General features: G+C 70.9%; 18 protein-coding genes and 1 pseudogene. 6 read left to right on the top strand and 13 right to left on the bottom strand.

Annotated features, from left to right (window positions below; all coding sequences use genetic code 11):
- Positions 1 to 81: 81 nt before the first annotated feature.
- Positions 82 to 459: a nuclear transport factor 2 family protein gene (locus SNR22_RS24010; RefSeq protein WP_320068913.1), complete on the bottom strand. Its 378-nt coding sequence runs from the start codon at positions 457 to 459 to the stop codon at positions 82 to 84.
- A complete protein-coding gene (locus tag SNR22_RS24005; protein WP_320068912.1) occupies positions 449 to 3,616 on the bottom strand; it encodes an amino acid adenylation domain-containing protein in 3,168 nt (1,055 codons plus the stop codon). The genes SNR22_RS24010 and SNR22_RS24005 overlap by 11 nt, the downstream gene beginning before the upstream one ends.
- Before the next feature lie 136 nt (positions 3,617 to 3,752).
- On the opposite strand from SNR22_RS24005, the gene SNR22_RS24000 reads away from it, so the two are divergent.
- From SNR22_RS24000 to SNR22_RS23985, 4 genes are all read left to right on the top strand, one after another.
- Complete coding sequence (locus tag SNR22_RS24000; protein ID WP_320068911.1) at positions 3,753 to 4,931, top strand: acyl-CoA dehydrogenase family protein; 1,179 nt, start codon at positions 3,753 to 3,755, stop codon at positions 4,929 to 4,931.
- Between the two features lie 612 nt (positions 4,932 to 5,543).
- The gene (locus SNR22_RS23995; protein ID WP_320068910.1) at positions 5,544 to 6,665 is read left to right on the top strand and encodes an effector-associated domain 2-containing protein; all 1,122 of its coding nucleotides are present in this window, start codon (positions 5,544 to 5,546) and stop codon (positions 6,663 to 6,665) included.
- A gap of 154 nt (positions 6,666 to 6,819) precedes the next feature.
- On the top strand, positions 6,820 to 7,038 hold the full coding sequence (locus tag SNR22_RS23990) for a hypothetical protein (RefSeq protein ID WP_320068909.1): 219 nt from the start codon (positions 6,820 to 6,822) through the stop codon (positions 7,036 to 7,038).
- Positions 7,028 to 8,902 carry an HEXXH motif domain-containing protein gene (locus SNR22_RS23985; protein WP_320068908.1) on the top strand — a complete coding sequence of 625 codons (1,875 nt, stop codon included), beginning with the start codon at positions 7,028 to 7,030 and terminating at the stop codon, positions 8,900 to 8,902. Before SNR22_RS23990 ends, SNR22_RS23985 begins: the two co-directional genes overlap by 11 nt.
- Positions 8,903 to 8,925: 23 nt before the next feature.
- Here the strand turns inward: SNR22_RS23985 and fxsT are convergent, their stop codons facing one another.
- The 4 genes from fxsT to SNR22_RS23965 form a co-directional block, all read right to left on the bottom strand.
- Positions 8,926 to 12,798 (bottom strand): FxSxx-COOH system tetratricopeptide repeat protein, encoded by a 3,873-nt coding sequence (gene fxsT / locus SNR22_RS23980; protein WP_320068907.1) that lies wholly within the window; start codon positions 12,796 to 12,798, stop codon positions 8,926 to 8,928.
- A gap of 136 nt (positions 12,799 to 12,934) precedes the next feature.
- The gene (locus tag SNR22_RS23975; protein ID WP_320068906.1) at positions 12,935 to 14,422 is read right to left on the bottom strand and encodes an effector-associated domain 2-containing protein; all 1,488 of its coding nucleotides are present in this window, start codon (positions 14,420 to 14,422) and stop codon (positions 12,935 to 12,937) included.
- A 57-nt stretch (positions 14,423 to 14,479) separates the two neighbouring features.
- The gene (locus SNR22_RS23970; RefSeq protein ID WP_320068905.1) at positions 14,480 to 14,914 is read right to left on the bottom strand and encodes a hypothetical protein; all 435 of its coding nucleotides are present in this window, start codon (positions 14,912 to 14,914) and stop codon (positions 14,480 to 14,482) included.
- Between the two features lie 116 nt (positions 14,915 to 15,030).
- Positions 15,031 to 15,246 carry a hypothetical protein gene (locus SNR22_RS23965; protein ID WP_320068904.1) on the bottom strand — a complete coding sequence of 72 codons (216 nt, stop codon included), beginning with the start codon at positions 15,244 to 15,246 and terminating at the stop codon, positions 15,031 to 15,033.
- A gap of 263 nt (positions 15,247 to 15,509) precedes the next feature.
- Between SNR22_RS23965 and SNR22_RS23960 the strand changes: the two genes are divergently transcribed.
- Together SNR22_RS23960 and SNR22_RS23955 are read left to right on the top strand one after the other, a co-directional pair.
- Positions 15,510 to 15,887 (top strand): hypothetical protein, encoded by a 378-nt coding sequence (locus SNR22_RS23960; RefSeq protein WP_320068903.1) that lies wholly within the window; start codon positions 15,510 to 15,512, stop codon positions 15,885 to 15,887.
- Positions 15,887 to 19,486: an AAA domain-containing protein gene (locus SNR22_RS23955; protein ID WP_320068902.1), complete on the top strand. Its 3,600-nt coding sequence runs from the start codon at positions 15,887 to 15,889 to the stop codon at positions 19,484 to 19,486. The genes SNR22_RS23960 and SNR22_RS23955 overlap by 1 nt, the downstream gene beginning before the upstream one ends.
- A 184-nt stretch (positions 19,487 to 19,670) precedes the next feature.
- On the opposite strand, the gene SNR22_RS23950 is transcribed toward SNR22_RS23955, so the two are convergent.
- The 7 genes and pseudogenes from SNR22_RS23950 to SNR22_RS23920 form a co-directional block, all read right to left on the bottom strand.
- Positions 19,671 to 20,753 carry a hypothetical protein gene (locus SNR22_RS23950; RefSeq protein ID WP_320068901.1) on the bottom strand — a complete coding sequence of 361 codons (1,083 nt, stop codon included), beginning with the start codon at positions 20,751 to 20,753 and terminating at the stop codon, positions 19,671 to 19,673.
- Positions 20,750 to 21,238, bottom strand: a complete 489-nt coding sequence (locus SNR22_RS23945) for a SigE family RNA polymerase sigma factor (protein WP_320068900.1) — start codon at positions 21,236 to 21,238, stop codon at positions 20,750 to 20,752. The genes SNR22_RS23950 and SNR22_RS23945 overlap by 4 nt, the downstream gene beginning before the upstream one ends.
- Before the next feature lie 161 nt (positions 21,239 to 21,399).
- Positions 21,400 to 21,643 (bottom strand): annotated as a pseudogene (locus tag SNR22_RS23940) (aldo/keto reductase); the annotation flags it as partial.
- Between the two features lie 188 nt (positions 21,644 to 21,831).
- Positions 21,832 to 22,455 (bottom strand): bifunctional 4-hydroxy-2-oxoglutarate aldolase/2-dehydro-3-deoxy-phosphogluconate aldolase, encoded by a 624-nt coding sequence (gene eda, locus SNR22_RS23935; protein ID WP_320068899.1) that lies wholly within the window; start codon positions 22,453 to 22,455, stop codon positions 21,832 to 21,834.
- Positions 22,442 to 23,788 (bottom strand): FGGY-family carbohydrate kinase, encoded by a 1,347-nt coding sequence (locus SNR22_RS23930; protein WP_320068898.1) that lies wholly within the window; start codon positions 23,786 to 23,788, stop codon positions 22,442 to 22,444. Before SNR22_RS23930 ends, eda begins: the two co-directional genes overlap by 14 nt.
- On the bottom strand, positions 23,785 to 24,768 hold the full coding sequence (locus SNR22_RS23925; RefSeq protein WP_320068897.1) for a hexose kinase: 984 nt from the start codon (positions 24,766 to 24,768) through the stop codon (positions 23,785 to 23,787). Before SNR22_RS23925 ends, SNR22_RS23930 begins: the two co-directional genes overlap by 4 nt.
- Before the next feature lie 4 nt (positions 24,769 to 24,772).
- The gene (locus tag SNR22_RS23920; RefSeq protein ID WP_320068896.1) at positions 24,773 to 25,759 is read right to left on the bottom strand and encodes a sugar phosphate isomerase/epimerase family protein; all 987 of its coding nucleotides are present in this window, start codon (positions 25,757 to 25,759) and stop codon (positions 24,773 to 24,775) included.
- Positions 25,760 to 25,778: the final 19 nt, after the last annotated feature.

The raw sequence follows: 25,778 nt of genomic DNA, 5'->3' as shown, positions 1-25,778 counted from the left end.
GCACCACCAGGGGAGTGCCGGTCTGCGGGTCCGGGATGACCTCGCACGGCACCCCGAGGACGTCCCGCCCGGTGGAGGCGGTCAGACCAGCGGGGTGAAGAAGAACGTACGCCGGCACGAGAAGGTGTTCGCCTCGGTGAAGGTGAAGAAGTCCGCGAAGCGGAGTGCGACCTCCCGGCCGTCCCGCAGGACGCCGTGGAACTGCCCGTGCACCGCGACCTCCACCGACGAGCTGATCAGGGTGCTGATCGTGTGCCGTCCTTCCCGGATCATCCGCTCCCCGTCGTAGAAGCACGACAGCTCCTCCCGTCCCGTTATGGTCGGGTACCCGGGCCGGTGGTAGACGGCGTCCGGCGAGAAGAGCGCCACCAGCTCGGCCGTTTTCCCCTGGTCCACCAGCTTGTAGTAGCGGCGTACCCGCTCCACTCGGATCGCCCGGGCCGAGTCGTCAGCAGTCATCGTTCTCACCCTTGCCAACCGGGTCCGCGTGACGGGCTCCCACCAGCTCGGCCAGCGCCCGGTCGGTCTCCAGGAGAAGCCGGTGGAACTGCTCGGCGGTGACGCCGTCGCAGCGGCGGTACAGGACGACCTCCCAGGAGGAGTCCGCCATCGGCGTCACGTCGAACATCAGCTCGATGGCGGTGGTGGGAGGCGGCACCCGCACCGGCGCGAAGGAGAGCCCGGGAGCGAACGCGCCGTACGGTCGCTGTAGCTGAAGCACCGACCAGACCTGGAACCAGGGGTGCCGGCCCCGCTCCGGCCGCAGGATCCGGACCAGTTCGTCGAACGGGACCCGGCCGTGGTCGAGGGCCTGGATGCTGATCTCGCTGGCCTGCGCCAGTACGGCGGCCGGGGGAAGTCGCCGCAGGTCCACCAGAGGCACCGGCAGCGGGTTGACGAAACAGCCGAGCACCCCGCTCAGGGCCGGATCCGCCCGGCCCGCCGTGGCGGTGCCCAGGAACAGCTCGGGGACGTCGAAGGTGCGGGCCAACGCCAGCGCCGTCCCGGCGAGCAACGCCGCCACCGGTGGGCCACCGTGCGCGGCGGCCCGCTGGCGTAGCTGATCGACCCGCTCGCTCGGGACGTGCAGGACGGACTCGACCCGGCTGGTCTCTCCCGGAGCACCCGGTGGCGGAAGCACCGAAGGTACTGGCCGGTCGAGGGTCCTGCGCCAGAACGGCAGGTCCTCGGAGACCCAGGTGCCGAGGACCCGGTGCTCCCAGCGCGCGTAGTCCAGGTAGTCGGGCCCCGGCGGGAGGTCCGGGACGGCCCCCTCGCGCCGAGCCTGGTACGCGGTGCGGAGATCGGCCATCAGGACCGACTCCGACGACCCGTCGAAGGCGATGTGATGCAGGTGGAGGCAGAGGAGGACCCGACGGTCGTCCAGTCGACACAGCCGGACCCGGATCGGCAGGTCGTCTTCCAGGAGGAAGGGGCGGTCCCACCAGTCCCTCGTCGCCGCGGTCGCCACCGCGGTCAGGTCCGGGTGGCCGGCGACGTCGTTCGGGTCGATCGTCGTCTCCTCCACCGAGAGCGCCAGGTCACCCGGGGCGAGCACCCGCTGCACCGGCAGGTCGTCGTCGAAGGGAAAGACAGTGCGTAGCGCCGTGTGCCGGAGCACCACGTCGTGCAGCGCCTGCCGGAGCGCGGCGACGTCCAGGTCGCCGGTGAGCAGGTACGCCAGGACGATGAGGTTGTCCGCGCCCCCGGGGGAGGTCTGCTCGGCGAGCCAGAACCGCTGCTGGACGTGGGTGAGCGGGGCGGACGTCGGATCCCGGTCCCGGTCCGTCGCGGTCACCAGCGGCGGTGCGGCGAGTCGGAACCGATCCCCGTGAGCGACCATCCGCTCCACCGTCCGCAGCCGGTAGACGTCGGCGATGGTCGCCCGTACGCCCAGGACGCGGCTCACCCGGGCGGCGACCCGTAGCGCGTCGAGCGAGGTGAGGCCGACGGCGGTCAGGTCGTCGGCGGCGCGCAGGTCGGGCCGGCCGAGAACGTCCCGTACGGTGGCGAGCAGCTCCGATCCGGCCGGGAGGGCGTCCTCGTCGTCCGCCGGCCCCGATGGCGCACCCTGCGGCAGCACCTCGGTGAGTAGCGCGGTCGCGGCCGCGAGGTCGACCTTGCCGTTGGCGTTCAGCGGCAGGTGGGGCACCCTCCGCAGCACGGTCGGCACCATGGCGGCCAGGAGCCGCCGCGCGGCGGCCGCCCGCAGGGACGTTTCGTCGATCGGTGCGTCGTCCACGGTGCTGTAGAGACATCCGAGGTGCGGGCGCCCGGTGTCGGCCTCCAGGCGCAGGACCCGGCAGGACATCATCCCCGGGTACGCCTCCAGCACGGCCTCGACCTCGCCCGGCTCGATCCGTACCCCGTTGATTTTGAACTGCCGGTCGATCCGTCCCCGGTACCGGAGGTTTCCCTCGTCGTCCTGGACCGCCTGGTCGCCCGAACGGTAGTGGCGGACGCCGCCGATGGTGACGAACCGTTTCGCCGTCTCGGCGGGATCGGCGAGGTATCCGAGGGCCAGGCCGTCGCCGGCCACGGCCACCTCACCGACCTCGCCGGGCGGCGCGGGCCGGCCGTCGGCGGAGAGCAGCAGCACAGCGGTGCCCGGGACCGGGCGGCCGATGGGGATCTCGTCGCACGACTCGGCCAGATCGGACCCGCGGACCACGTGGGTGGTGGTGAAGATAGTGCTCTCCGCCGGACCGTAGCCGTTGACGATCCGGAGATTCGGGAACCGTCGGTGCACCTCCCGCACGTGTGCCACCGAGACCCGTTCCCCACCGACCAGCACCATCCTGAGCCGGCCGAACAACTCCGGTGTCTCCTCCACCAGGAGGTTGAACAGGGAACTCGTCAGCCAGACGCTGTTGACGCCGCGCTCGATCGCCCGACGGAAGCCCTCCGTGTCCAGGACGTCCGTCCCACCGTCGAGCAACACACAGCACCCACCGTTGAGCAGCGGCGCCCACAGTTCCAGCGACAGCCCGTCCCAGGGCAACGGCGCGGCCTGGAGGAAGACCGTGGTGTGGTCGAGCGGGATCGTCGGAGCGCCGACCAGCGTCCGGATGGTTCCCCGGTGCGGTGACACGACTCCCTTCGGGCTGCCGGTCGACCCGGACGTGTAGAAGACACAGGCGGCCTCTCGGCCGTCCACCAGGGGCTGGGGCGCCGGATCGGTCCCGGCGGCCAGGAGTTCGGCCGGGGTGACCGGGCGTACCCCCTCGAAGCCCTGGCCCGGATCATCGGTGACCAGGATGCCCCCGCCCGTGCGGCGGACGATGTCGGCCAGCCGTTCGGATGGCCATCGACGGTCCAGTGCCAGGTAGGCGGCCCCGGTGGTCAGGATGCCCAGCAACACCTCGACCAACTCCGGTGACCGGTCGAGGAGCACCGGCACGTAGTCTCCCCGGCCGATCCCCATCCGCCGGAGGGCTCCGGCCATCGCCTCGGCGTGGGCGGTCAACGTCCGGTACGTGACCACCCGGTCGCCCTGGCGGAGGGCGACGGCGGTGGATCGGGAGTCCGCGTGGTGGGCGACCACCCGTTCGATCCGCTCGCCCAGCGCGTAGGCGGGCAGAGCCGGCGAGTCGGGCGGGTGGGAATCGATGGACATGTGTTTCTCCAGGAGCCGAGGATGGCGTTCGGCATCCTACTGCGGGAATCCCATATTCGCCGATGGCCTGATCACGGGGCCGGAGCAGCACGCGTAGCGTGATCGCAGACCTGGAAACCCTGGGAGGAAACGAATCGTGACCCTGTCTACCCCCGCGTCCACGCTCGCGTACTTCGGCGTCGACGCGCTGATCGACGACGACACCCGGGCCCTCCAAGCCGCCGTACGTGGCTTCGTCGACCGGCGGATCCGCCCGGAGATCGCCACCTGGTACGAGGACGGCAGGCTGCCCGTCCGGGACCTGGCCCTCGAACTCGGCGAGCTCGGCGTGCTCGGCATGCACCTGGAGGGTTACGGCTGCGCCGGCACCTCCGCCGTCGCGTACGGGCTGGCCTGCTTCGAGCTGGAGGCGGGCGACTCGGGGCTGCGCTCCCTGGTCTCGGTGCAGGGATCGCTGGCCATGTACGCCATCTGGCGGTTCGGCTCCGAGGAGCAGAAGCAGCAGTGGCTGCCCCGGATGGCCGCCGGCGAGGCGATCGGCTGTTTCGGCCTGACCGAACCGGACTTCGGCTCCGACCCGGCCGGCATGCGGACCAGGGCCCGCCGCGACGGGGACGACTGGGTGCTCAACGGCACCAAGATGTGGATCACCAACGGCTCCGTCGCGGATGTCGCCGTGGTGTGGGCCCGCACCGACGAGGGGGTCCGCGGCTTCCTCGTCCCGGCCGGCACCTCCGGCTTCACCGCCCCGGAGATCACCCGCAAGCTCTCCCTACGCGCCTCGGTGACCTCGGAACTCGTCCTCGACGACGTGCGGCTGCCCGCCGACGCGATGCTGCCGGAGGCCACCGGCCTGTCGGGGCCGCTGTCGTGTCTCAACGAGGCCCGCTTCGGCATCGTCTTCGGGGCGCTGGGCGCGGCCCACGACTGCCTGGAGACGACGATCGTGTACGCCCGCAGCCGGCTGATCTTCGACAAGCCGCTCGCCGCGTACCAGGCCACCCAGCTCAAGTTCGCCGACATGGGGCTGGAGCTGGGCAAGGGGATGCTGCTGGCGTTGCAGATCGGCGCGATGAAGGACGCCGGCACGCTCGACCACCGGCAGATCAGCCTGGGCAAGCTCAACAGCGTGCGGGAGGCCATCGCCATCGCCCGCGAGTGCCGGTCGATCCTCGGCGCGGCCGGGATCACCCTCGACTACCCGAGCATCCGGCACTCGGCCAACCTCGAATCCGTGCTCACCTACGAGGGCACCTCGGAGGTGCATCAGCTGATCATCGGACAGGTGCTGACCGGCCACGCCGCCTTCAAGTGAGGGAGGCCCGACCCGGGTGGTGCCGAACGTCCGCTTGACGAGTTCTCCGAGCCTGCTCGGACCGGGCTGTGCCCTTGTACGTCCTGAGGTTGTGATGGTGCTGCCAGGTGCGTGGCGAGTAGGAGATCGGTAGCACGAGGTCCGCGAGGACGCCGGCCGAGCGGGTCAGGTGCGACTGGCAGCGGAAACAGAGCCGGTAACCCTCGCCTCGCACCCCGTGGCAGGTGGGACAGATCCAGGGGTACGCCGGCAGCGGGTTGCGCAGGTAGCCGCGCTGGACTTCGACGTACCGGTGGATGTTGGTCCAGCACTGGTCAGCGGAGGGCGAAGTCAGGGACGTCGACCAGGTGCGATAAGCCAGCACGTGGAGCCCTCTCGAAGACGCGTGATCCTTACGCTGACCGAGGCGCGGGTTGATGTGTTTCTCATGCTTGCCGGGGCCGAATAGGTTCTCCAGGGTGTTCACGCCGCTTGACGGCGTGGGCCGAGCCAGGTGGGGCCGCACCGGTAGCATTGCTCGGCAGCCACCTGGTTCAGGTTGGTGCCGGTATGGAGCAGGGTTGCCGTCCAGTTCGCCGCGTTGGCCGTCGCACAGCCGATGAGGAGGGAGCCGTGGTCCCCGACCATAATCCCCGCGATGTCTACGTGGTCGGTGTCGGCATCGACCGGTACGCGGCTGGGAGCGAGTGGAGCCTGGTCGGGCCGGTCGACGACGCCATCCGGTTCGCCCGCCGGTTCGTTACCTGGGGGGTGCCACCGGAGCAGGTGACCTTGATGTTGGCGCCCGATCCCGGTCCGGACGTCGTTCCGCCGGGAGTCGTCCTGCGGTCTGCCGACCGCGCGACCCTACGGGACGTGCTGCTGCGGGAACTGCCGACCCGACGCGAATCCACCCTCTGCGTGATCTGGGGCGGCCACGGCTACGTCGACACGGGCCGCCGCCGGCGGCTCTACTACGCCGACGCCACCGCCACCGATGCGGGGGCTCTCGAACTCGACTCGATGCTCACGACCTTCGCCTCCGACCTCATACCGGCGTTCGACCGGCAGCTGTGGATCATCGACGCCTGCCAGCTGCACGATCGCCCTCAGGCGGTCCGCTCGACCGGCAACGAAACCTTTCCCATCGGGGATCCGGTCGCCGGTCGGAAGCAGGATGTGCTGTTCGCTGCCGGCCTCGGCCAGGCCGCTGCCAACCTACGCGTCCGGCGTACCGGGCTGTTCAGCCGGGAGATAATGCGACTGCTGGAATCCGGCGACACGGATTGGCTCGGGGATCCGGAGCGGCTCGTCGCCACGCTGCGGGAGCGGTTCGCCGAGCTGCGGGCGAGCGGGCTCACCAGGCAGACGCCCACGTACCTCTGGTACCGCAACGCTCTCGGCAACGAAGGTCTCGTCCTCGGTAGGCCCGAGGTGGGGCATCGGGCTCCGGCGGCGCCTGCGCCCCCGCCACTTCTCGCGATGGCACCCCTCGTGGACGCGCTACTGGAGATGCCGGAGTTCCTGCGGCCGAACGATCGTGAGGAGATCCTGTCCCTATTGCGGGGGCAGGTGTACGGGGCCATCCGGCGGAGCAACGCGGCGCGGCTCGATGCCATCAGTGTCGTCCGGACCTGCCTGCGGTATCCGGGTGCCCTGTCGGAGCTCGTGGAGGCGGTCCGTTTCTTCGCCATGGACGATGCCGCGATGGCCCGCGTCGAGGACGGCGCGGCCCGGCTGGCGGCGTACACCTGACCCGGACGGCTCCCGCCGGGGGTCATCCACACCGGACCGTCGCGGGGCAGAATTCAGGTTGCTGTCCCTGTTGCTGGCTGTGACGCTTTCGCTGCGCCGCACACATGAGCAATGATGGGTCTATCGACTGTCATCATCGGGAGGGTTGCCGTACATGGAGGAATGCCTCGCCGGTATTGAGTCTGAGCTGCTCGATTTGTCAACGGTGAACGTAGCGACCCTGCGATCCGTTGACCCCACCAGCATGACTGCGGCGATCTCGTGGGTGCGAGAGAGGGTTGCCGATTCGGGAGCCAGCATCAGCGGCTACAACGGCTCCTTCCAGAGCCGGATGCGGTCTGCCGGACCGGATTCGGAGGAGCATGTCGTCTGAGCCCGCCCTGTTAGAACCGACGCGAATCGAACACGAGCACTTCCATGCCCTGGCGACCGGTGCCGGAGACGAACGGGTCATCGCAGCGCTCCGGCGGTCCGAGCGCAGTTGGCGGCTGATCGTGCTGCGGGCCCTCCTCGACGCCTGTGTCAACCGGCCCGACGCGGTCGGCCCGCTCGCGCCCGTCACCGACGCCTGGCAGCTCCTGGTCCAGGCACACGATGTTGGTCCGGACGTCACCGAGGATGTCCTGGCCCGGCCGCAGGTCGGCATCTGGGCCGCGCACACCCTGCGTCGGTTGCGGAACGATTCCGACCCCCGTGTGCCGTTGTGGCTGGACGTCGGATACCTGCACGCCCTGGCGGCGGCTAGCGCTGTTCGGGTTGGTCTCTCCTTCGACCTCGACGTCCCGGTGCGGCAGGGTGCTGTGGTGTTGCCTACCGTGGGTTCCGCCTCGGTCCCGCCGGACGTCCGGGTCGTCCGGGTGCGGGCCGGCGATGGGCAGGTCGACCTGGTGACCGGCGCGCGGACCGTCCGGTGTGTGGCCGGTGACCCGGACTGGCATGAACCGATCATCATCGAGGTCCATGCGGATGCTGTCGGCCTCCGGGTCGAGCTACTCGATCGCGACGTGTACCGCGACCTGCGGGGACCCTCGTCACCCCAGCCGCTGTCGGCGGCCGAGATCGCTCGCTGGCGCGCGTGTCTCGCGCAAGCCTGGGAGCTGCTGGTCCGCGAGCAACGCAGCCGGGCTCTGGCGATCGCCGGAAGCCTGCGAACCCTGGCCCCCCTGCCGCTCCGGGAGCGTTTCCGCCAACTGTCCGCGTCCGGCGCCGAGGCCTTCGGCGGCGTCCTGCTCTCCGAGCCGGACGACGCGGTCGAGCTGGCGGTTACTCTGGTGCACGAGTCGCAGCACCACAAGCTTGGTGCTTTGTCCCACCTGATTACCCTTTGTGAGGGCGGCGGTAGCATCCGCTACTACGCCCCCTGGCGGGACGACCCCAGGCCGTTCGCCGGCGTTCTCCAGGGCGCGTACGCGTTCGTCGGCATTACCCAGTTCTGGCGGGTCTACCGACACCATGCGCCGCCCGGGGAGCGGGCAGCCGCAGATTTCGAGTTCGCGCTGTGGCGGCGGCAGACCCTCGGCGTTCTGCGGGTGATGGCAGCAGCCGGCCGGTTGACCGGGCACGGCCAGGGGTTCGTCGAGACACTGCACGCGGAACTGGAGGCGTGCCAGGACGACTCAGTGCCTGCTGCGGCGCTCGGTGCGGCTCACGCCGTCGCCCTCGATCATCGCGCGATGTGGCGGGGCCACAACGTCCGCCTGGACCCCGCCGACAGGGAGGCGCTCGCGGCTGCCTGGGAGCGTCGTGATCCGGCAGCGGAGGTCATCCTCGCCGTCGGCGGCGGGAAGGTGCTGGCGGAGCCGTCAGCGGGCCTGCTCGACGCTCGGGCCGTGCTGCGGAGATACCTGCTGACCGACCCGGATGCGTTCGGCCGACTATGTGCCGCACCGGATGAGGTGGGGGACCGGGTCGCCGGCGCCACCCCGACTGACCTAGCCCTGGTGGCCGGTGACCTGGAGCGGGCCCGGGCCGGGTACCTGGGCAAGTTGCGGCAGGACCCGTCGCGCGTGCACTGCTGGGTGGGTCTCGGTCTGACCCAGGTGGACCGTCCCGCCGAACCAGCGACGCGCGCCCTGCTGGGTCGCCCCGAACTCGTCCTGGCTGTCGTCCATGGGCTGCGGTCGCGGGGCCGCACGACGGTGGTCCCGGATCCGCTTGAGCTGGCCAGCTGGGTCGGTTGCGGGATCCCGGCCGGCGAGTTTGATGGGTTCGACTCGGCGGGCTGGCTGGCTGGCTGACCCGCCGAGTCGAACGTGTGCCGCTACAGGGGGAGCGGATCGATGTCGCAGTTGGCGCGGACGCCGGCGCCTATCGCCGCGACCGCCGGGTGCCGTACGCCGAGGGTCTGCCGCAGCTGCTCGAGGCTCCTGTCGAACAACACGCCCGCCTCCGCCTCGCGCCCGAGGCCCCGAAGGTCCATGGCGCGGTTGAGGGCGCAGATGAGCGTGGTGGGGTGGCTGTCGCCGAGCACCTGACGACAGTGCGTGACGGTGTCCGCATTGAGGGCGTGGGCGGTCGCGTAGTCGCCGAGCTCGTAGTGGTCGCTCGCGAGGTTGATCCGGGCGGCCATCACCAGGGCATGCGACTCGCCGAGCCGGCCGGTCAGCCGTTGCAGTGCCGCCTGGTTGAGCCCCCGGGCCTGTTCGCACTCGCCCAGCAGCCGAAGTGTCACCGCCAGGTCCACCTGCGCCCCGGCGGTGTGCGGGTGGTCCTCGCCGTACAGCCGGTGCAGACCCTCCACCGCGGCCTCCGCGGCCTCCCGGGCGGCGCGCAGGTCGCCGGTCAGCCGCTGGTCGATGGAGAACGTCAGCTTGGCGAGCACCGTGTCCGGGTGGTTGTCGCCGTAACGGGTACGGAAGCGGCGGAGCACGTCGCTCGACAGGTCCAGGGCGTCGTGGTGGTGACCGGCCTTGCGCCGGAAGCTCGCCAGCATGTGGCTCTGTCGAAGGAGATCCGGGTGGTCGTCGTACTTGAGCATCCGGCGGGCCGTCGCGACAACGCTTTCCTGGTTCGAGTGCGCCGCGAGGTAGTCACCGAGCTCCCGCCGGTCGAGGTTGATGCCGCCGAGGGTGCTCAGGCTGTCCGGGTGGTCGGTGCCGTAGATCTGCACCAGGCGCTGGTAGGTCTGTTCGTCGAGTTGGAGAGCCCGTCCGAAGAGGCTGGACAGTCGCATGCTCACCGCGAGGTTGTGCGCGGCGCGCAGCGTGAACGGCTCCTCCTCGCCGAAGTTCTGCTTCGCCCGGTCGTAGACGACGAGCGAGCGGTCCAGTGCGCCGGCGAAGTCGCCGGCGACGCGGTGGTCGGCGGCCACCGCGCCGATGGCGTCCAGGGTCTCTTCCTGGTCGTCGCCGAGGGTCTGCCGGTAGAGCTCGAGCGTCCGGGTGTTGAGGGCGGCCGAGGCGGCGTAGTCACCGACGACGAAGTGCATGAAGCCGAGCCAGCTCGCCATTCGGAGGCCGTCCGGGTCGGCGCCGTCGGTGGTGGCGGTCCAGGCTGTCCAGGCCCGCTGCGAGAGGTCACGGGCGCCGAGGTGGTCACCCCACCGCCAGAGGTACTTCGACTCGTTCAGCACCATGTCCCGCACGAGTTCGTTCGAGCACTGCTCGGCCCCCGAGGCGACGAGGTGCGGATACAGCTCGGCGTACCGGGGCCAGTGATCGGAGTCGGCGGGCTGGTCGGGGTCGTTGCCGGCGAGCAGCATGTGGGCGCCGTGCCGCAGGGCGTCGCGGTCCTCCGGGTCCATCTGGTTGATCAGTACGCGTTGGACGAGACGGTGCATCTGAAAGGAGTTCGTCCGGTGGTCGATCCTGGCCAGCGAGAGGCGGCCGATCGTGCGGATTGCCCGGTTGAGGCGGATCGGGTTGCGCACGAGGGGATCCAGGTCGGGGTGGATGCGAAGCGCACGCGGCTTCGACAGGAGCACCTTGCCGATCGGTTCGGGCGCGAAGAACGAACACACCTGCAACAGCAGTAGTGCCGATGGGTCCTGGCCACGTAGCCAGTTGAGCGACACGTTCCACGCCGCGGCGACGAGCTCGGGGTAGTCCTGCTGCTGCGTCGTCGTCTCGTCGTCGAGCAGCGGACGGCTGGCGCCGAGGAGTTCGAGGTACTCGTCGGCCGGCATCCTCGTCTCGGCACGCCAGGCTGCCGCTTGCTCGATGGCCAACGGAAGGTCGCCCAGAGCCGCGGCGAGCCGGTCGGCGTCATCGACGGCCAGGTCCGGCCCCCGACGGCGGAGCAGGTCGATGCTCTCCTGCCGTTCGAACACGTCGACCGGAAGGCTGTTCGCGACCTCCCGCCACGCACCGTTGCGGGAGGTGACCACGATGCTTCCTGGACCGCCCTTTGGGAAGAACCGCTCGACAGCGTCTGGGTCCTCGGCATTGTCGAAGATCAGCAACCAGTTCGAGTACGGACGGCCGATCCGCAGTGTCTCCAGCACCGCCGGCACTGCCGTGTTGGCGGTCGACGGCACCGGCAGGTCCAAGCGCACCGCCAACTCCACGAGGGCGGACTGGATCTGGGCCGGGCGCTCGGCCGGAATCCACCAGATGAGGTCGAAGTCCTGCTGATGGAGGTATACGTACTCGATGGCGAGCTGCGATTTTCCCACCCCGCCGGCACCGTGCAACGCTTCGGGCAGCACCGCGGTGGTGCCGGCGCGCAGGCGCTGATGCAGGGAGTCGAGCAGATCGCGCCGGCCGGTGAAGTTCGTGTTCCGCAGCGGCAGGTTGCCGACGACCGCCGGTAGCTGTTGCCCGGCCGGCAGGTCGTGGGTCGGCAGCCTGCCAGGGATGATGCCCGGCCCGGCGTCCTGCGTGTGGTGTGGTGTGGTGCCGAACGAGACCCCCGAGTCCGGCGAGTTCACTCTGTCAGACATTTCGGACTCCATGGTCCTGTGGGCGATTACGGAAGACGGCTGCGGTACTCGACGTAGCTGCCGTGGAATGGGTGAGCCGAGTGCCTCGCCCAGCCGCGCGGCCGCGACGAGGTTCGGCCCACCCAGGGAGAGGTGAACGGCCAACTCGACCCGCAGATATGGCTCGGCGGCCGGAGTGACGCGCTCGTATGACGCGTTCCGTGGATCCTTGATGCGAAGGGTCAGGTTGCGCACCGCCTCGACGTCGTGCGCGAGTTCGTACTCCACGACGTGTTGGACCTCGACGGTGCGGTCGCGGTACCCGAGCGTGAGGAGCCGCTCGCGGACCCCGTGCACGAACTCGTACCTGATGCGGGTGTCGCTCGCCGAAGTGCCCCCGTGCGGGACGGGTCGCACCAGATCGCTCGTCAGCACCTCGGTCAGCTGCGCCGGCCCCGACCGCACCACCCTCTTCAGCAGGGCGCCGGCCACCCGGGCGTTGAGGGGGGCGGCCGCCAGCCGGACCGCCAGCGTGAATGATGCCGGCGACACGACGGCCCGGAAGCGGGCGACGAGATCGTGGGCGGTAAGCGACCGGCTCAGCCGGCGGCCGGTCGAACCGTCGGGCGGCAGGAGTAGCGCGGGCAGCTGCACATCGCCCGTCGCCGGTCTGGTCAGCAGCCGGCTCCACCGCTGCAACCAGTCGGTGCCGCATTCGATGACCGGCACCGCCGTCAGCCGGGTGTCATCCCGTTCGTCGAGGGGACGAAGGTCCAGACCGCTCACCCGCCACGACGACCGGGAGGTCACCGAATCAGAGCCTTCCAGGCTCCAGGTCACCTCGGTCGTCTCCATCCCCCGCTCGCGCCAACGCTGTTGGGGCAGCAGATTGACCACGGCGACCGTCATGCTGGCGGCCCACAAGGCGAGAACGGGTTGGACGAGTCCGCCGCGCCAGGCGTCGGACCCACCGTGGGTCAGCAGGAAGACGACGCGTCGCCCGGCGGGATCGACCAGATCTGCGGGCGTGGCGGGAACGGTGTCCGGCCCGCCGGTCACCAAGAGCGCGCCGTCGTCAACGACCATCCGCCTGACCTCGACCGAGGCGAAGGCGCGTTGGGCGCGTAGCACCGCGACGAAGGCCGAGACTTCGCCAACCCAGAACTCCATCACCGGGTCGTCGTCCACGACCACGACGAGATCCCGGCGGTGGCCCGTCGCCTCGAGCCGCAACCCGTCGGCCTGTCGGCTCGCGGGGGCGAGAGTCGCCGGCAATGATCGGTTCATTAGGGACCCGCCGTGGCCGATCCAGGCAACGGTCGCATCCGGCGGTGCTGGCCGGCAACGCTCCCGTCTGGCCGGCGTGGACGTCGGCCGAGGGCGCTCCACGTCCTCCCGTGGCCGTTGCCGCTCATGCAAAGACCTTTCGCCTGTCGCCGTCGGCGGAGATCGCCCCTCCTGGCTGCCGATCCGGATCGTCGAACAAGATTACAAAGCCGTGCCCGATGTGCTGGTCGAGCCTCTCGGGGTCCTCACTCCAGGCCAACTGCCGCAACCGTGCGGCACGATTTGGAAGGTCCGTCAGCCCTGACCCCGAGGCCCGATCGCCGACCATCGACGCAACAGTTTGACATAGATCCTCTTTGGACGGTGAGTTGCGGTGCCACACGATCGCCGGCACCCCAGACCGCAGCGCGACGAGCAATTGCCGCTCGCCGACGCTGTCGGCAGTCGGGGACTCGCTGAGCACCAGCACGACGATGGCGTTCTCGCGTTTGAGCGTCGCTTCGAGCTGAACGTCGGCATGGTGAGATGCCGCGCAGCGGACCAGTTTCCGCTCGCTGTCGCGGTCGGCGAGGTCTCGCCAGCGGCTCCGCCAGACCCGGTGCCACTGGCTGGCGCGAATGCGCTCCAGGCTTCTGATCACGAGGGGATACTCCGTGGTCAGGGGACTCGGCATCCGTGAATGGAGCTCCTTGCGCCAGGTGTCGACCGGTTCGTTGATCAGCTGCCAGGGCAGGACGAACTCGATGGTCACCGCGCCGGCCTGATCTGCCCAACGGCGTTCGGTCTCGTTGATGACCTGGTCGACGGCGGCCTCGAGCTCCGTGTACGGGACGTGTCGGTCCTCGCCGCGGATCGGCTGCCACACCGGGGACGCCCACTGATACCAGTGCGACATGATGTAGGTGTCGTCGTCGCCGCCGTACTTCTCGAACTGGATCACCAGGTAGGCGGTGCCGGTGGGTGTTGGAGGGCTCGGCTGAGACGCATCGAGCTGATCGGTGACTCCCCAGTCCTTGGCCAGTTGGGCGACGAGCTGGCGCATCTGGTCCAGCGACGCCTGCGGTACGGCTGTTGCCAGCCTGTCGAGTAGCGGGAGCCAGGGTGGCACCTCACTGTGCGCGTTCGCCGACGCGAGATGAGCGAAGAGTTGCCAGGCGGTCTCGCACCAGGGCGGGGCGGGGGTCGCGCGGGTCTGGGCGACGAACCGCCGCAGTTCTGCAGTCACTTCGAGCGTGGACAGCAGGCTGCGGAGCCAGGGGATGTCGTGGTCGGAGAACAGCTCGGCCACCTGCCACTCGTCGGCCAGTCGCAGGAGCGTGATGGTCTGCTCGCTGCCCGGTTCGAGCAGCTCCAGGCATTCGACGAGGCAGCGCAGTCCACCCGGGCGGTCCACGCACACCGTCACCAGCTCGACAATCTGGGGTCGCAGCAGGCCCAGCTCCCGGTAACCCAGTGTTCCGCCCAACGCGTGGCCCAGCTCCTGAAGCAGCAACTGTCGGCTGTTTGGGTCACGGATGACCGACGACGCCTCCATCACGGTGGCGATCTGTCCGACGAGCCGGCGGCGTTCCTCCGCTACTGATGGCGAATAGCGCCGCTGGGTCTCATGCACCGGCCTCATGTGATCGCTCGTCGGCATAACCTCGGCGGGACGCTGCGCCCGGCGTCATCAGGACGGCTCCGAGTTGAACGGATCGAGCCTCTCCAGCGCCTCGACGACATCGGCCACCTCTCCGGTCACTTCCGCACGCCGTCGCTGGACACCGTCGTCGAAAAACGCGAGCACCCTGACCTGTCCGCTACGTCGGCGCAACAGGGCCTGCAGGGCGTACCAGCCGGCGGACGAGCCGACTCCGACACAGATCTGGAGCAGGGTGTCGGTCACCAGACCGCGGGACGAGACGAACTCGCATTCCGCGGCGGGGTGCCAGGTGTCCGCGACGATTCCCGCGGCCTGCAATTCGTGCACAAGTCCCGGGGTGGAGTCGTGGTAGGTCGGAACGCCGTCGTCGTCGGCGAACGGCAGGAAGGTCACATCGGCGCCGGGTCGCGGGCCGGGGTCGCGGTGGCTTTCCGTAGCGACAATCGAGACCTTTGGTGACATGCGCCTATGGTATTAGGCTGGGCGGCGCCTATGGCATCGGTGAAGTGTCGCCAACTTGACACATTTCGATGCCGTTCAATCTTGACCTGTCGCTCGTCGGGATAGCCGAGCCGGAATCACGTGCCTAACGACTGCTCGACGGGGATCAGGACGGTGCTTCCGGACCAGCTGATGTCCTCGTTGGAGATGGCTTTGTCCGGCTCGTCGTCCTCGTCCAGCGTGGAGTAACTGGCGTAGTAGCGGCCGAAGCCGTAGCCGCCGGCCGCCAGGGTGGCCAGTGCCCAGGGCCGGAGCTGGTCGCGCAGCTTGTCGGAGTCAGCCGGGCGGGTCAAGCTGCCCGCCGACCGGCTGGTCCGGACCGGCCTCTTGGGCCCGGCACTGCCACCCCCCCCGGCGCGGGGGCCACGACGGATCAGGCCGCCGGCTCCGGGGCGGGGCCAACCCACCGGAGTCCATTCCCCATCCGAGACGGCCAGGGTCGATGTTTGAGCCGACCCGTAGTCACTAGTGGACGGTTGATCGGAAAGCCGACAGACATAACCGCACGCATCACCGCCTCCGTAGCCTCGTCAGCACCGCACGCCGAGGAGGTTGGGTGTCTGACGTCCGCATCCGGATCGACTTCACGCCGCTCGCCGACGACGAGTTCGTCCTCGGTGAGCTGACCGAGGAGCTGGCGGACGAGCTCCGCGATGTCGGCGAGGTGGATCGCGTCGAGCTACCCGTCACCGACCCCAACGCCAAGGGCGTCGGCGAGCTGGCGCTCGGCGCGGTGACCGTGCTGGCGGGCGTCGACCCCGGCTACGTGCAGGCCCTGGTCGACGTGGTCCTGGCCTTCCTGCAACGCCACACCGGCCGCCGGGTGCACCTGCGGGTCGGTGACATCGAGCTGACCATCGACCGGCCCACCCACGCCCAGACCGACGAGCTGATCAGGACGATTCAGGCCGCCATCGAACGGTCCCGCCGCTGATGGGTCGGCACGCCCTGCTGCTCGGTACGGCCGCCTGCCACGTCGACCGCGAGCTTGCGCCTCTTCCCTCGGTACGACAGGACGTGGCGCAGCTCAAGGCGCTGCTGGACGGCACCGGCGAGTTCGACACCGTACGCGCCGAACTGGACCTGCCGGCCGCGCACCTGCGGCAGGTCGTCGAGGAGTTCTACGGCACGCGGCGAAACGGCGACCTGGCGCTGCTCTACTACTCCGGCCACGGCGTGCTGCACGGCGACGGGCAGTCACTGTTCCTGGCCGCGACCGACACGCTCTGCGGGCAGTTGCACGCCACCGCGTTCGACACCGACGGCACCCTGCGTCACCTGCTCAACCACACCAGGGCCAGCCAGAAGGTGGTCCTCCTCGACTGCTGCTTCTCCGGCGCGTTCACGGCCCGGCACCGGTTCCGGGGCGGAGTGCGCGAAGAGCCGCGGCGTGCCAAGCGCGAGCGTGGCACCTTCATCCTGACCTCCAGCACCCACCTGAAGGCGTCGAAGGCGCAGGGACCGGACCAGCCTTCGATCTTCACCGAGGTGCTCCTCACCGGCCTGCGGGGCGCGGCCGAGGGGACGGCGGACGACGGCTGGATCACCACCAACGACCTGTCCCGGTACGCCCTGACCGAGATGGCCCGGCGTCGTCAGCACAACCCGGTCGAGTCGAGTGAGGGAGTCACCGAGCCGATCCGGCTGGCAACGACGCCCGGATCCGCCGCCGCCGCGAGGCAGGTCGTAGCCGCCACGGCGAGCCCGGCGGACGAGGCGCCGTTCGACGCGGACCAGTGGCGTCGCCTGGTGACCTACTACGTCAACTGCATGCAGCGGTCGACCGTGCTGCAGTCCCTCATCGATCCCCGGGCAACCGGCACGTACGTCGCGGCTCCGCCCGGGTCCGAGGCCGTCCTCACCTCGGACACGCCCGTCCAGCTGGGCGGTTCGGCCGCAAAGCTCGCCGCGCGGGCCCGCGCCGAGGGCAGGGAGGTGCAGTACGGCTATCCGGTCGTCGCCGTCCGGCCCGGTCAGGGCAGACCTCCACGGCTGGCCCCACTCCTGGTCTGTGACGTCACCGTCGGCGCGGACGACGTCCTGCACGCCTCCTTTCCACCCCGTCCCAGCGCAGCCCTCGTCGACCTGTTCCAGCTCTCCGAGGTGGAAGCCGACGAACTGCGGCAACGCGTCGAGCAGCTCTTCGTACCGGGCGACCCCGCCGCCCTGGTCGCCACCGCCGACGTGCTCATCAAGACGTTCGGGCTGAGCCTGGTGGTCGAACTCGACCCGGCGATGCTGGTCGGCACCATCCGGCCGGGACCGTTGAACAGGGCCCAGAACGCGGCCATCCTCTACACCGTCGACGCCACCGAGTCGCCGCAGCGGCAGCTCGTCGAAGACCTGCGCGGCATGGTCAAGAATCCGAAGCTCATCGAGCGGACCGCCCTGGGCGCGCTGGCGCTGCGCCCGGACGAGGTGGCTGCGACGCCGGCCGTGACGGTGGCGATGAGCGCCACGAACGAGGCACAGGAAGAGATCATCCAGGCGGCGATGTCGCAGCCGTTGACCGTCGCCCAGGGGCCGCCGGGCACCGGCAAGAGTCAACTGGTCACCGCGCTGCTGGCCACCGCCACCGCCGCCGGCCAGAGCGTGCTCATCGGTTCCACCAGCAATCAGGCCGTCGACTCGGTGCTCGGCCGGGTCGCCGACCTGATCGGTCCGGGCCTGCTGGTGCGTACCGGCAACAAGGAACACCGTCAGCAGGAACCGAAACACCTCGCCGACATCCTCGCGGCCTACCCGCCGGCAGAGCCGCACAACATGCCGGACGACCGCACCCCGCTGCACGAGCTGCGGCTGTTGGCCGAGAAGGCTGCCGAGCACCGGGGGAGGCTGGACGAGCGGCGTCTGCTCGAACGCGACCTCGCCGAGCTGGCCGTCGAGCGTGACTCCGACCCGGGCGCAGGCACGGCCACCCTGCCGGACGACGACAAAGCTCTGGAGCAGCTCGTCCGCCTGACCGATCGAGCGCTCGCCAGCAGGTGGTTCGGGTGGTGGTACCGGTGGCGGCTGCGGGCGTACCAGGTTGCCGACCGGGACTCCGTCGAGGCCCTCGCCGAGCGGGCGGTGATCGAGCTGCGCTGGCGGGAACGGCGGCAGCGTCTCGCCGAGCTGCCCGACGGCGACGATTCCTGGCGGCGACTGGCCGACCTGATCGGCACCGAACGGCCCGCGCTCAGCATCAAACTACTGCGGGCGCAGATCGCCCGCCGGGTGGCTGCGGGAGCGCGCCTGTTGCAGGACCGGGCCGACGAGATGGCCAAGCCGCAGTCGGACAGCTGGGCCTACTTCCCCGAGCTGCTGCGGGTGCTGCCGGGCTGGGCGGTGACCGCGCTCTCCGCCCGGCGGCTGCGCAGAAGCCCCGCCCTGTACGACCTTGTGGTGATCGACGAGGCGGCGCAGTGCACCATTCCCGCGATCCTGCCCATGCTCTACCGCGCCAAGCGGGCACTGATCATCGGTGATCCGCGTCAGCTCGCGCCCGTCGTGGACCTGCCCGAGGCCGACGACATCACCGAGCGAGCCCGGGCCGAGGTGAGCACCGGCTGGCTGACCGTCCGCCGGCTCACCTACACGGGCCACTCCGCGTACGACGCGTTCGCCGCCGCAGCGGGCGCGACGCACCTCCTCGACGAGCACTACCGGTGCCACCCGGACATCGTCGAGGTGCCGAACCGGGAGGTCTACCAGGGGCGGCTTACCGTGCTGACCGACCCGGCCCGGCTGGCCGCTCCGGCCGAGCCGGCGGTGCGCTGGCGCGATGTCCCCGGAAGGTTCAGCCCCGGGGCGACCGGTTCCGGGCGTAACCAGGTGGAGATCGATCAGGTCGTCATCGAGGTGGCGCACCTGCGGACGGCGTACCCCGATGCCTCGATCGGGGTGGTCACGCCGCTCGCCGCGCACCAGCGTCGCCTGGCCACGGCCCTGCACGACGCCGGCCTCACCGACAACCTGCTCTGCGCGACCATCCACAGGTTCCAGGGCAGCGAACGGGACATCATGGTCGTCTCGCCGGTCGGGGCGCACGGCATCCCGGACCGCACCCGAGGCTGGCTCGTGCACCAGACCAACCTGTGGAATGTCGCCATCACCCGGGCCCGGTCCCAGCTCGTCGTGGTCGGTGACCGTTCGTGGTGGTCGGGGCAGCGTGGACTGCTCACCGCTCTGGCCCTCGGCCGCGAGGTCGCCGACAGGGTGCCGGGTGCCGCGATGGTGGCTACCGACCGGCTGCATCGTGCCCTTGGGGAAGCCGGCCTCGCCGTGCGGCGTGACGTTCCCGTGGCCGGGCGGACCATCGGCCTGGTTGTGCGCCATGCGGATGTCGAACTGGCCGTCGTCGTCGACGATCCGTTGGGCGCCTCCGACGGTCGAGGACTGCGTAAGGTGCTCGCCCATCTCGACATCGTCGCTGGCCTCACCCCCGTCCGTCGGGTGCCGGCCTGGCGTTGTCTGGCCGAGTCGGAGCGGGTAGCGGCCGAGCTGACCGACGAACTGCGCCGCTCGGCAGGAACGGACGCCCGGGAACGGTGATGTCGGTCAGCCCACGGCTGCGGATCAATAGGCATGTCAGGCCCGTCAGCGGCTCGGCCGGGATCTTCACAGGTCGGCCGCGATGTTCAGCCGCCAGAGGGCCGCCCTCCGACCGACCCGGGGCATGCCCCGGCGGGCGTCGGTCGGAGGGCGTTCGCCCCTCATCGGTGGGTAACGGGCCGGCTCATCCCGTCCAGCGGATGCCCTCGGCGATCTGGAGCAACTCACCCGTCGGCGGTGCCGTGGGCGCGGTCGGACGAATCCGCTCGGGCCCGTTCAAGGACACGGACAACTGGCCGCCGTGGAAGCCGTCGACGATCACCGTCATGCCCCGGTTCACCAGGTACGTCGGCAGGCCCTGGACATCCCGGTCCGCGCGTTCGCCCAGTTCTTTCCCCGTCGGCTCCGACCCCGTCGGCCCCCAACGGATCGAGTACCCGACGCCGTAGTCGACCGTGGGCCGGTCGGTGGGGATCCCGTCCTCGGTCAGTCCCTGGACCGGTTTCCGGTCGAGCACCCGGCCGGAGCCCTCCCGGTAGGTGAGGCCGGACTTGGTGCCGCCGAGGGCCGAGACGAAGCGCTGCCCTCGCGGCAGATAACTCGGCGCGAACGGTACGCGTACCGTCGAGGCCACGGTCTCGCCGATGCCCTCGGCGATCCGCTTCGCCGTCTCGCCCAGCTTCTCCGTACGCGGACCGCCGGGCTGCCCGACGCCGTACTCGAGGCCGACCCAGCGGCCCGAGGAAAGCGGGAACAGCACGAGAGCGCGGGTGTTCTTGACCGCCATCCTGCCGGTGCGGCCGTTGACCACCACCGGCTCCCAGCCCTTCCTGGACAGCGGAGGCTGCCACCCGGAGTGGTCCACGTCGACCCGCAGGTAGGGGCCGCCGTCCATGGGGTAGAGCACCCTCTGGTCACCCGGGCCGCACGTCCACATCGGCGTGGCCAGATTCGTCGGCAGCCAGCCGAAGCCCAGCCGGCACGGCTGCGGCTGGACGGGCCCGGCGGCTGCGGCGGCGGCGACCCCGTCGACCCCGTCGACCCCGTCGGTCGCCGGTGTCGACCCGACCGGCGGGATCGGAAGCCGCTGGACCAGCAGCCCGCCGCCGGCCAGCACCAGCACGGCCGCGCCGGCCGATCCCGCCACCGCGAACCGCCGACGGCGGCGGCTCCGCCGCACCCCGGCCCGGATTCCGGCCAGGACCTCCGTGGGGTCTGGAGAGTGGCGCTCCCCCTCGGCCAGCGCGCGGTTCAGTCGAGTACTCATCGGCTCTCCTCCAGTTCGAGTTCCAATCTGAGGGCGGCGAACGCGCGGGCCCGGTAGACCCGGACCGATCCGACGGCGCACTGGAGGACCTCGGCGATCTCCGGGTCGGAGAGGTCCTCGTAGTAGCGCAGCACCAGCACCGCCCGCTGCCGTTCCGGCAGCGCGGCGAGCCGGGCCCACAGGTCGTCGCGCTCGGCGTGCCTGACGGTGTGGTCGGGGCCGTGTTCGACCGGGGCCCGCCGGGCCTCGAACAGGGCCGCCCGCCGGGCCTTCCGCCGGTGCCAGGACAGGTACTCGGTGAGCACCATCCGGCGCAGGTAGAGGTCCGGCCGGTCCATCCGGCTGATCCGGCCCCAGCGGGCGTGCGCGCGGATCAGTGCGTCCTGCACCACGTCCTGGGCTAGGTCCCGGTCCCCGGCCAGCACCGCCGCGTACCGCAGCAGGGCCGGCAGCCGGGCACCGATCACCTCGTCGAAGCTCTCCATCCGTCCACCTCCGATGCCAAGAACGTCATGAGGCGTACGGGAGGTGACAGACGGAGGCAGTCGAGTCCTTGCCGCCCCTCGTCGGTGCACCGCGGACTACCGGGTGGACGGCACGAACCACGACGAGGTGTTGGAGGCGTACCGGTGGCGGCGTACCCGGGTCAGGCGAGGTGGCCGCCGATCTCGGTCAGTTCCTCGGGGGTGAGGTCGAGGTTGTCCAGGGCGGCGACGGTTGCCTCCAGTTGCCCCATGCTGCTCGCGCCGATGATCAGGCTGGGGATTGCCGCCGAGGTAGCGGTCGGTGCGCAGCCCTTGGGCGAGCGGGCTGTAGGCGATGCATCCGGCGCCGATCTGCTCCAGGGTGTCCAGCAGGCCGTTGTCCTCGGTCCAGCGGATGAGCATTGAGCCGGGCCACATCGGTAGCCGGCTCGACGACGTCAACGCACGAGGGGTGGCCGTCGGCACTCCTGTGCTCGTCCGGGCTGACGGGGCGCCGACGATGCTTCCACTATGGGCGATCAACCGGGCGGGCCGTTGCTGTCGGATGGGTGACAGTGCCGGGCGGGCTCGGGTCCGGGCGGTAACCGGTGGGTTCAGCGTGCGACGGCCGCCACGCTGGCGGCAACCAGTTTCGCGACGCGGTCGAACTCGCCGGCCTTGATCGCCGCCCGGGGCACCATCCAGCTCCCGCCCACGGCGAGGACCGACGGCAGCGCGAGGTAGTCGCCGGCCGAGTCGGCGTCGATGCCGCCGGTCGGTACGAAGGAGACCTGGCCGAACGGAGCGGAGAGGGCGGAGACCGCCGGGGCCCCGCCGGAGCTGCCGGCCGGGAAGAACTTGAGCACGGTGATCCCCGCGTCGAGGGCCGTCATGACCTCCGTCGCGGTGCTCGCGCCGGGCAGTACGAAGATGCCGTGCTCCTGGCACCGGCGGACGACAGCCGCGCTGAACCCGGGCGACACGACGAACCGGGCACCGGCCCGTACCGCCGCGTCCACCTGCTCGGTGGTGGTGACCGTGCCCGCGCCGACCGTGACGCCGCCGTGGGCGGCCATCCGGGCGATCGCCTCGGCCGCCGCCGGGGTGCGGAAGGTGACCTCGGCGATCGGCAGGCCCCCGGTCGCCAGCGCGTCGGCCAGCGGCTCGGCCGACGCGGCGTCGTCGAGGACGACGACCGGAACGAGGCGGTGCGTACGCAGCAGTTCAGGAGTGTGCATGGTCTTCTCCCCCTGAGGGTTCGGCGGTGGTCAGGCGCACCGGGACGTCGGCCCGGCCGGTGACACCGAGTTGGGCGAGGACGGCGACGCCGAGGACGGTCGCCTCGGGCTCGTCCACGAATCTGAGCCGGCGGTCGGTGACCTCCTGGCGCAGCCGGCGCCACGTCGGCCAGCCGGCGGCCACCCCACCGACGGTGACGTCGGTGATCTCGACGGCGCCGAGGCGGCCCAGCCGCGCGGTCGTCGCCTCCGCCTCCACCGCGAGTCCCTTGAGCAGGCTGACCATCGCGTGGGCGCGGGTGACGTCCATCGGCATGTCGGCGAGCCGGACGCGGCGCAGGTCGGCCCCGATCACCGCCGGGTCGACCTCGTCGACGACGCGGGCCAGTTCCGCCCACAACGTCGCGTCGGGGACGCCGGAGTAGAGCATGTCGTGCCAGGCCTGGTAGTGCCGGCCGGCCGGGGTGGCGCGGTGCACGAAGCGCAGGCCGCCCGCCACGAAGATCCCCGTGTCGAGGCCCGGCCCGACCACGTCGGGCAACTCGTCGACCAGCAGCACCTGCGCCTCGGAGGTGCCGACCGACACGTAGACGTCGCCGGCGGCGCGGACCCCGGTGCCGAAGGCGCCGCACATGTGGTCGTGGCCGCCGGCGACCACGGGGACCCCGGCCGGCAGCGCGCCGCCGCCCGAGGTGCGGCCCACCACGGTGGCGCTGTTGACCAGGCCGGGCAGCGAGAGCGTGGTAAGGCCCAGGTCCGGCAGCGCGTCGGTACGCAGCACGCCCGCCCGGATGTCGAGCAGCCCGGTACGCGAGGCGTGCGAGACGTTCAGGAAGACCGGGGCGCCTGCGTCGGCGAGCAGGTCCCGGGCGACGAAGTCGGCGAGCGAGGTGAAGGTGCGCGCCGCCGCCAACTCGTCGGGCAGGTGCTCGGCCAGCCAGCGCAGCTTGAACACCGAGAAGGTCTCGTCGGTGCCGGCCCAGCTGCTCTCGGCGCCCAGGGCCGCCCTGGCCTGCTGGCCGTGCTCGGCGAACCAGGCGAGCACCGGCGCGGTGACGGCCCCGTCGGCCGAGAGCAGCACGACCTCCTCGCCGACCGAACCGACGCTGACGCCGGCGAGGTCGTCGGGGCGTACGGCCGGGTCGGCCAGCAGTTGGGCCAGCAGGTCGCCGACCGCCGCCGCGAGCCGGGCGGCGTCCCGCCGGCCGCCCCACGGGTCCGGGTCGACGACGGTGGGCGCGTGCCGCAGCGCGACCAGCCGGCCGGCGTCGGTGTCGTAGCAACCGACCTTCGTCCGGGTGGTGCCGATGTCGACACCGATGAACTGGCTCATCCGCTGACCGTCCCTCCGGTCGTTGCCCGGGTCACCGTCACCGTCCTGCGTAGCCGCTCGACCAGCGCCGGGTCGACGTCGGGCGCGAGCGAGGCGGCGTTGGCCGCCCCCATCGCCGAGGCCAGCCTCAGGGCCCCCGCCGGGCTCTCGCCCCGGCCCAGGGCGACCGCGAGGCCGGCCAGGAACGAGTCGCCGGAGCCGGTGGCGTTGACAGTCTCGACCGTCGGCGCGTCCACCGCCAGGTCGTCGGCGCCGTCGGTCCAGACCGCCCCGTCGGTGCCGAGGGTGACCACGAAGGTGGCGCCGGTCTGCGCGTGCAACTCGCGTACGGCTGCCGTGGTGGCGGCCCGGTCCGGCAGCGGCCGGCCCAGCACGCCGGCCAGCTCCTCGGCGTTGGGCTTGACCACGAGCCGACCCGCGGGCCGGGAGGCCCGGGCGTCGTCGACGACCCGGGCGAGGGACTCGCCGTGCGCGTCGACGAGGGCCGTCGCCCCCCGGGCGAGCGCCAACCGGGCGACCCGGGCGTGCAGGTCGGCGGCGCAGCCCGGCGGCAGGCTGCCCGTGGAGACCACGACGTCCCCCGGGCGCACCGCCGCGTCGAGCCCGGCGAGCAGTTCCTCCTGCTCATCGACGGTGACCTGCGGGCCGCGTTCGTTGAGCACCGTCGAGCGGCCGGTGCTCCGGTCGATCACGACCGGCGTCACCCTGGTCTCGCCGGCGATCGCGACGTGCCGATCGAGTACGCCGAGCTCGCCGCAACCGTCGCGGATCACCTGGCCGACGCCGCCGCCGACGAAGCCGTACGCCGCGACGCCCGCGCCGAGGCGGCGGGCGCCCCGACAGACGATGAGGCCCTTGCCGCCGGCCAGGCTGCGCACCTCGACCACCCGGTTGACCTCGAACGGCCGGAACCGTTCCACCACCTGGAGCCGGTCGAGGGCCGGGTTGGGACAGACGACGTGCAGCGTGGACGCCGGCATCGGACTACTCGGAGTCGATCTGGTAGAGGGCGTAGAGCTCCTCGTCGCTCGCGCCTAGCACCTCGTCCTCGCGCTCGCGGAACGTCCGGACGGTGTCGCGCACCATCTCGTCGAGCCGCTCGGTCTGCGGCGGCAGGTTCATCGCGGCGTAGGGGTTGCCGCCAGCGCCGAGGGGCTCCGCCGAACAGTAGTTGTCGCCCCGCTGGAAGCCGATGGCGTAGAGCGCCATGAGTACCACGTCGAGGTCGAGCAGGCCGTGGCCGAGGGCGTGGCGGTTGCTGTCCGCCAGGTGCAGGTTGATCATGCGGTCGCCGTGGTCGAGGATCGTGGCGCCGATGTGCCGCTCGCCGCTGAGCATGTGGTAGAGGTCGCCGTTGATGTGCGCGATCGCCGGGTGATCCACCAGATCGAGCAGCCGCAGCGCCTGCGCGAAGGTGTGCACCACGCTGGTCTCCTCGGGGCGGATGGGCTCCACCGCGCCCCGGATGCCGGCGGCGGCGAAGTCGTCGGCCACGAGACGCATGGTCTGCGCGGAACGCTCCAGCTCGTAGGAGTCCTGGACCGTGGGACGACCGACCGAACCGGCGCCGAAGAGCAGGTACGACCCGCCGACCGCCTGGGTGAACGTCGCCTGGCGGCGGAAGTACTCGATGGCGCGGGCCCGCACGTGCGGCAGGTTGTGGGCGAACTCCTGGTCGGGCGTGACCATGCCGCAGACCCCGGAGACGGTGATGCCGTGCTCGCCGAGCACCCGCAACGTCTCGTCGGGCCGGTACCCGAGGTCGGGGGAGTAGAGGTTGCCGTGCAGCTCGATGTAGCGCACGTCGTTCTTCTCCAGCCGGTCCGCGGTCGCGGCCAGCTCCTCGGTGCCGAATCCCCAGTTGCTCCAGCCGAACTTCAGCCGCGGCTCCGTCGGGGTGTGCCCCCGACGGGCCTCGACGAACGCGCGGACGACCCGTTGGTCGTGGAGGCGGAAAGGTTGAGGCTTCATGGTGTGGGTCCTTTCGCGA

The sequence above is a fragment of the Micromonospora sp. RTGN7 genome, from assembly GCF_033804645.1.
In the GTDB taxonomy this organism is placed as follows: Bacteria; Actinomycetota; Actinomycetes; order Mycobacteriales; family Micromonosporaceae; genus Micromonospora.
The sequence above is the reverse complement of the archived record's forward strand: the minus strand, read 5'-3'. Positions and strand labels throughout refer to the sequence as shown.

What these genes read in the sequence shown, in the direction of transcription:
- SNR22_RS24010 (WP_320068913.1), bottom strand. Translation starts at nt 459, where the DNA reads ATGACTGCTGACGACTCGGCCCGGGCGATCCGAGTGGAGCGGGTACGC.
- SNR22_RS24005 (WP_320068912.1), bottom strand. Translation starts at nt 3,616, where the DNA reads ATGTCCATCGATTCCCACCCGCCCGACTCGCCGGCTCTGCCCGCCTAC.
- SNR22_RS23990 (WP_320068909.1), top strand. Translation starts at nt 6,820, where the DNA reads ATGGAGGAATGCCTCGCCGGTATTGAGTCTGAGCTGCTCGATTTGTCA.
- SNR22_RS23985 (WP_320068908.1), top strand. Translation starts at nt 7,028, where the DNA reads ATGTCGTCTGAGCCCGCCCTGTTAGAACCGACGCGAATCGAACACGAG.
- SNR22_RS23970 (WP_320068905.1), bottom strand. Translation starts at nt 14,914, where the DNA reads ATGTCACCAAAGGTCTCGATTGTCGCTACGGAAAGCCACCGCGACCCC.
- SNR22_RS23955 (WP_320068902.1), top strand. Translation starts at nt 15,887, where the DNA reads ATGGGTCGGCACGCCCTGCTGCTCGGTACGGCCGCCTGCCACGTCGAC.
- SNR22_RS23950 (WP_320068901.1), bottom strand. Translation starts at nt 20,753, where the DNA reads ATGAGTACTCGACTGAACCGCGCGCTGGCCGAGGGGGAGCGCCACTCT.
- SNR22_RS23945 (WP_320068900.1), bottom strand. Translation starts at nt 21,238, where the DNA reads ATGGAGAGCTTCGACGAGGTGATCGGTGCCCGGCTGCCGGCCCTGCTG.
- eda (WP_320068899.1), bottom strand. Translation starts at nt 22,455, where the DNA reads ATGCACACTCCTGAACTGCTGCGTACGCACCGCCTCGTTCCGGTCGTC.
- SNR22_RS23930 (WP_320068898.1), bottom strand. Translation starts at nt 23,788, where the DNA reads ATGAGCCAGTTCATCGGTGTCGACATCGGCACCACCCGGACGAAGGTC.
- SNR22_RS23925 (WP_320068897.1), bottom strand. Translation starts at nt 24,768, where the DNA reads ATGCCGGCGTCCACGCTGCACGTCGTCTGTCCCAACCCGGCCCTCGAC.
- SNR22_RS23920 (WP_320068896.1), bottom strand. Translation starts at nt 25,759, where the DNA reads ATGAAGCCTCAACCTTTCCGCCTCCACGACCAACGGGTCGTCCGCGCG.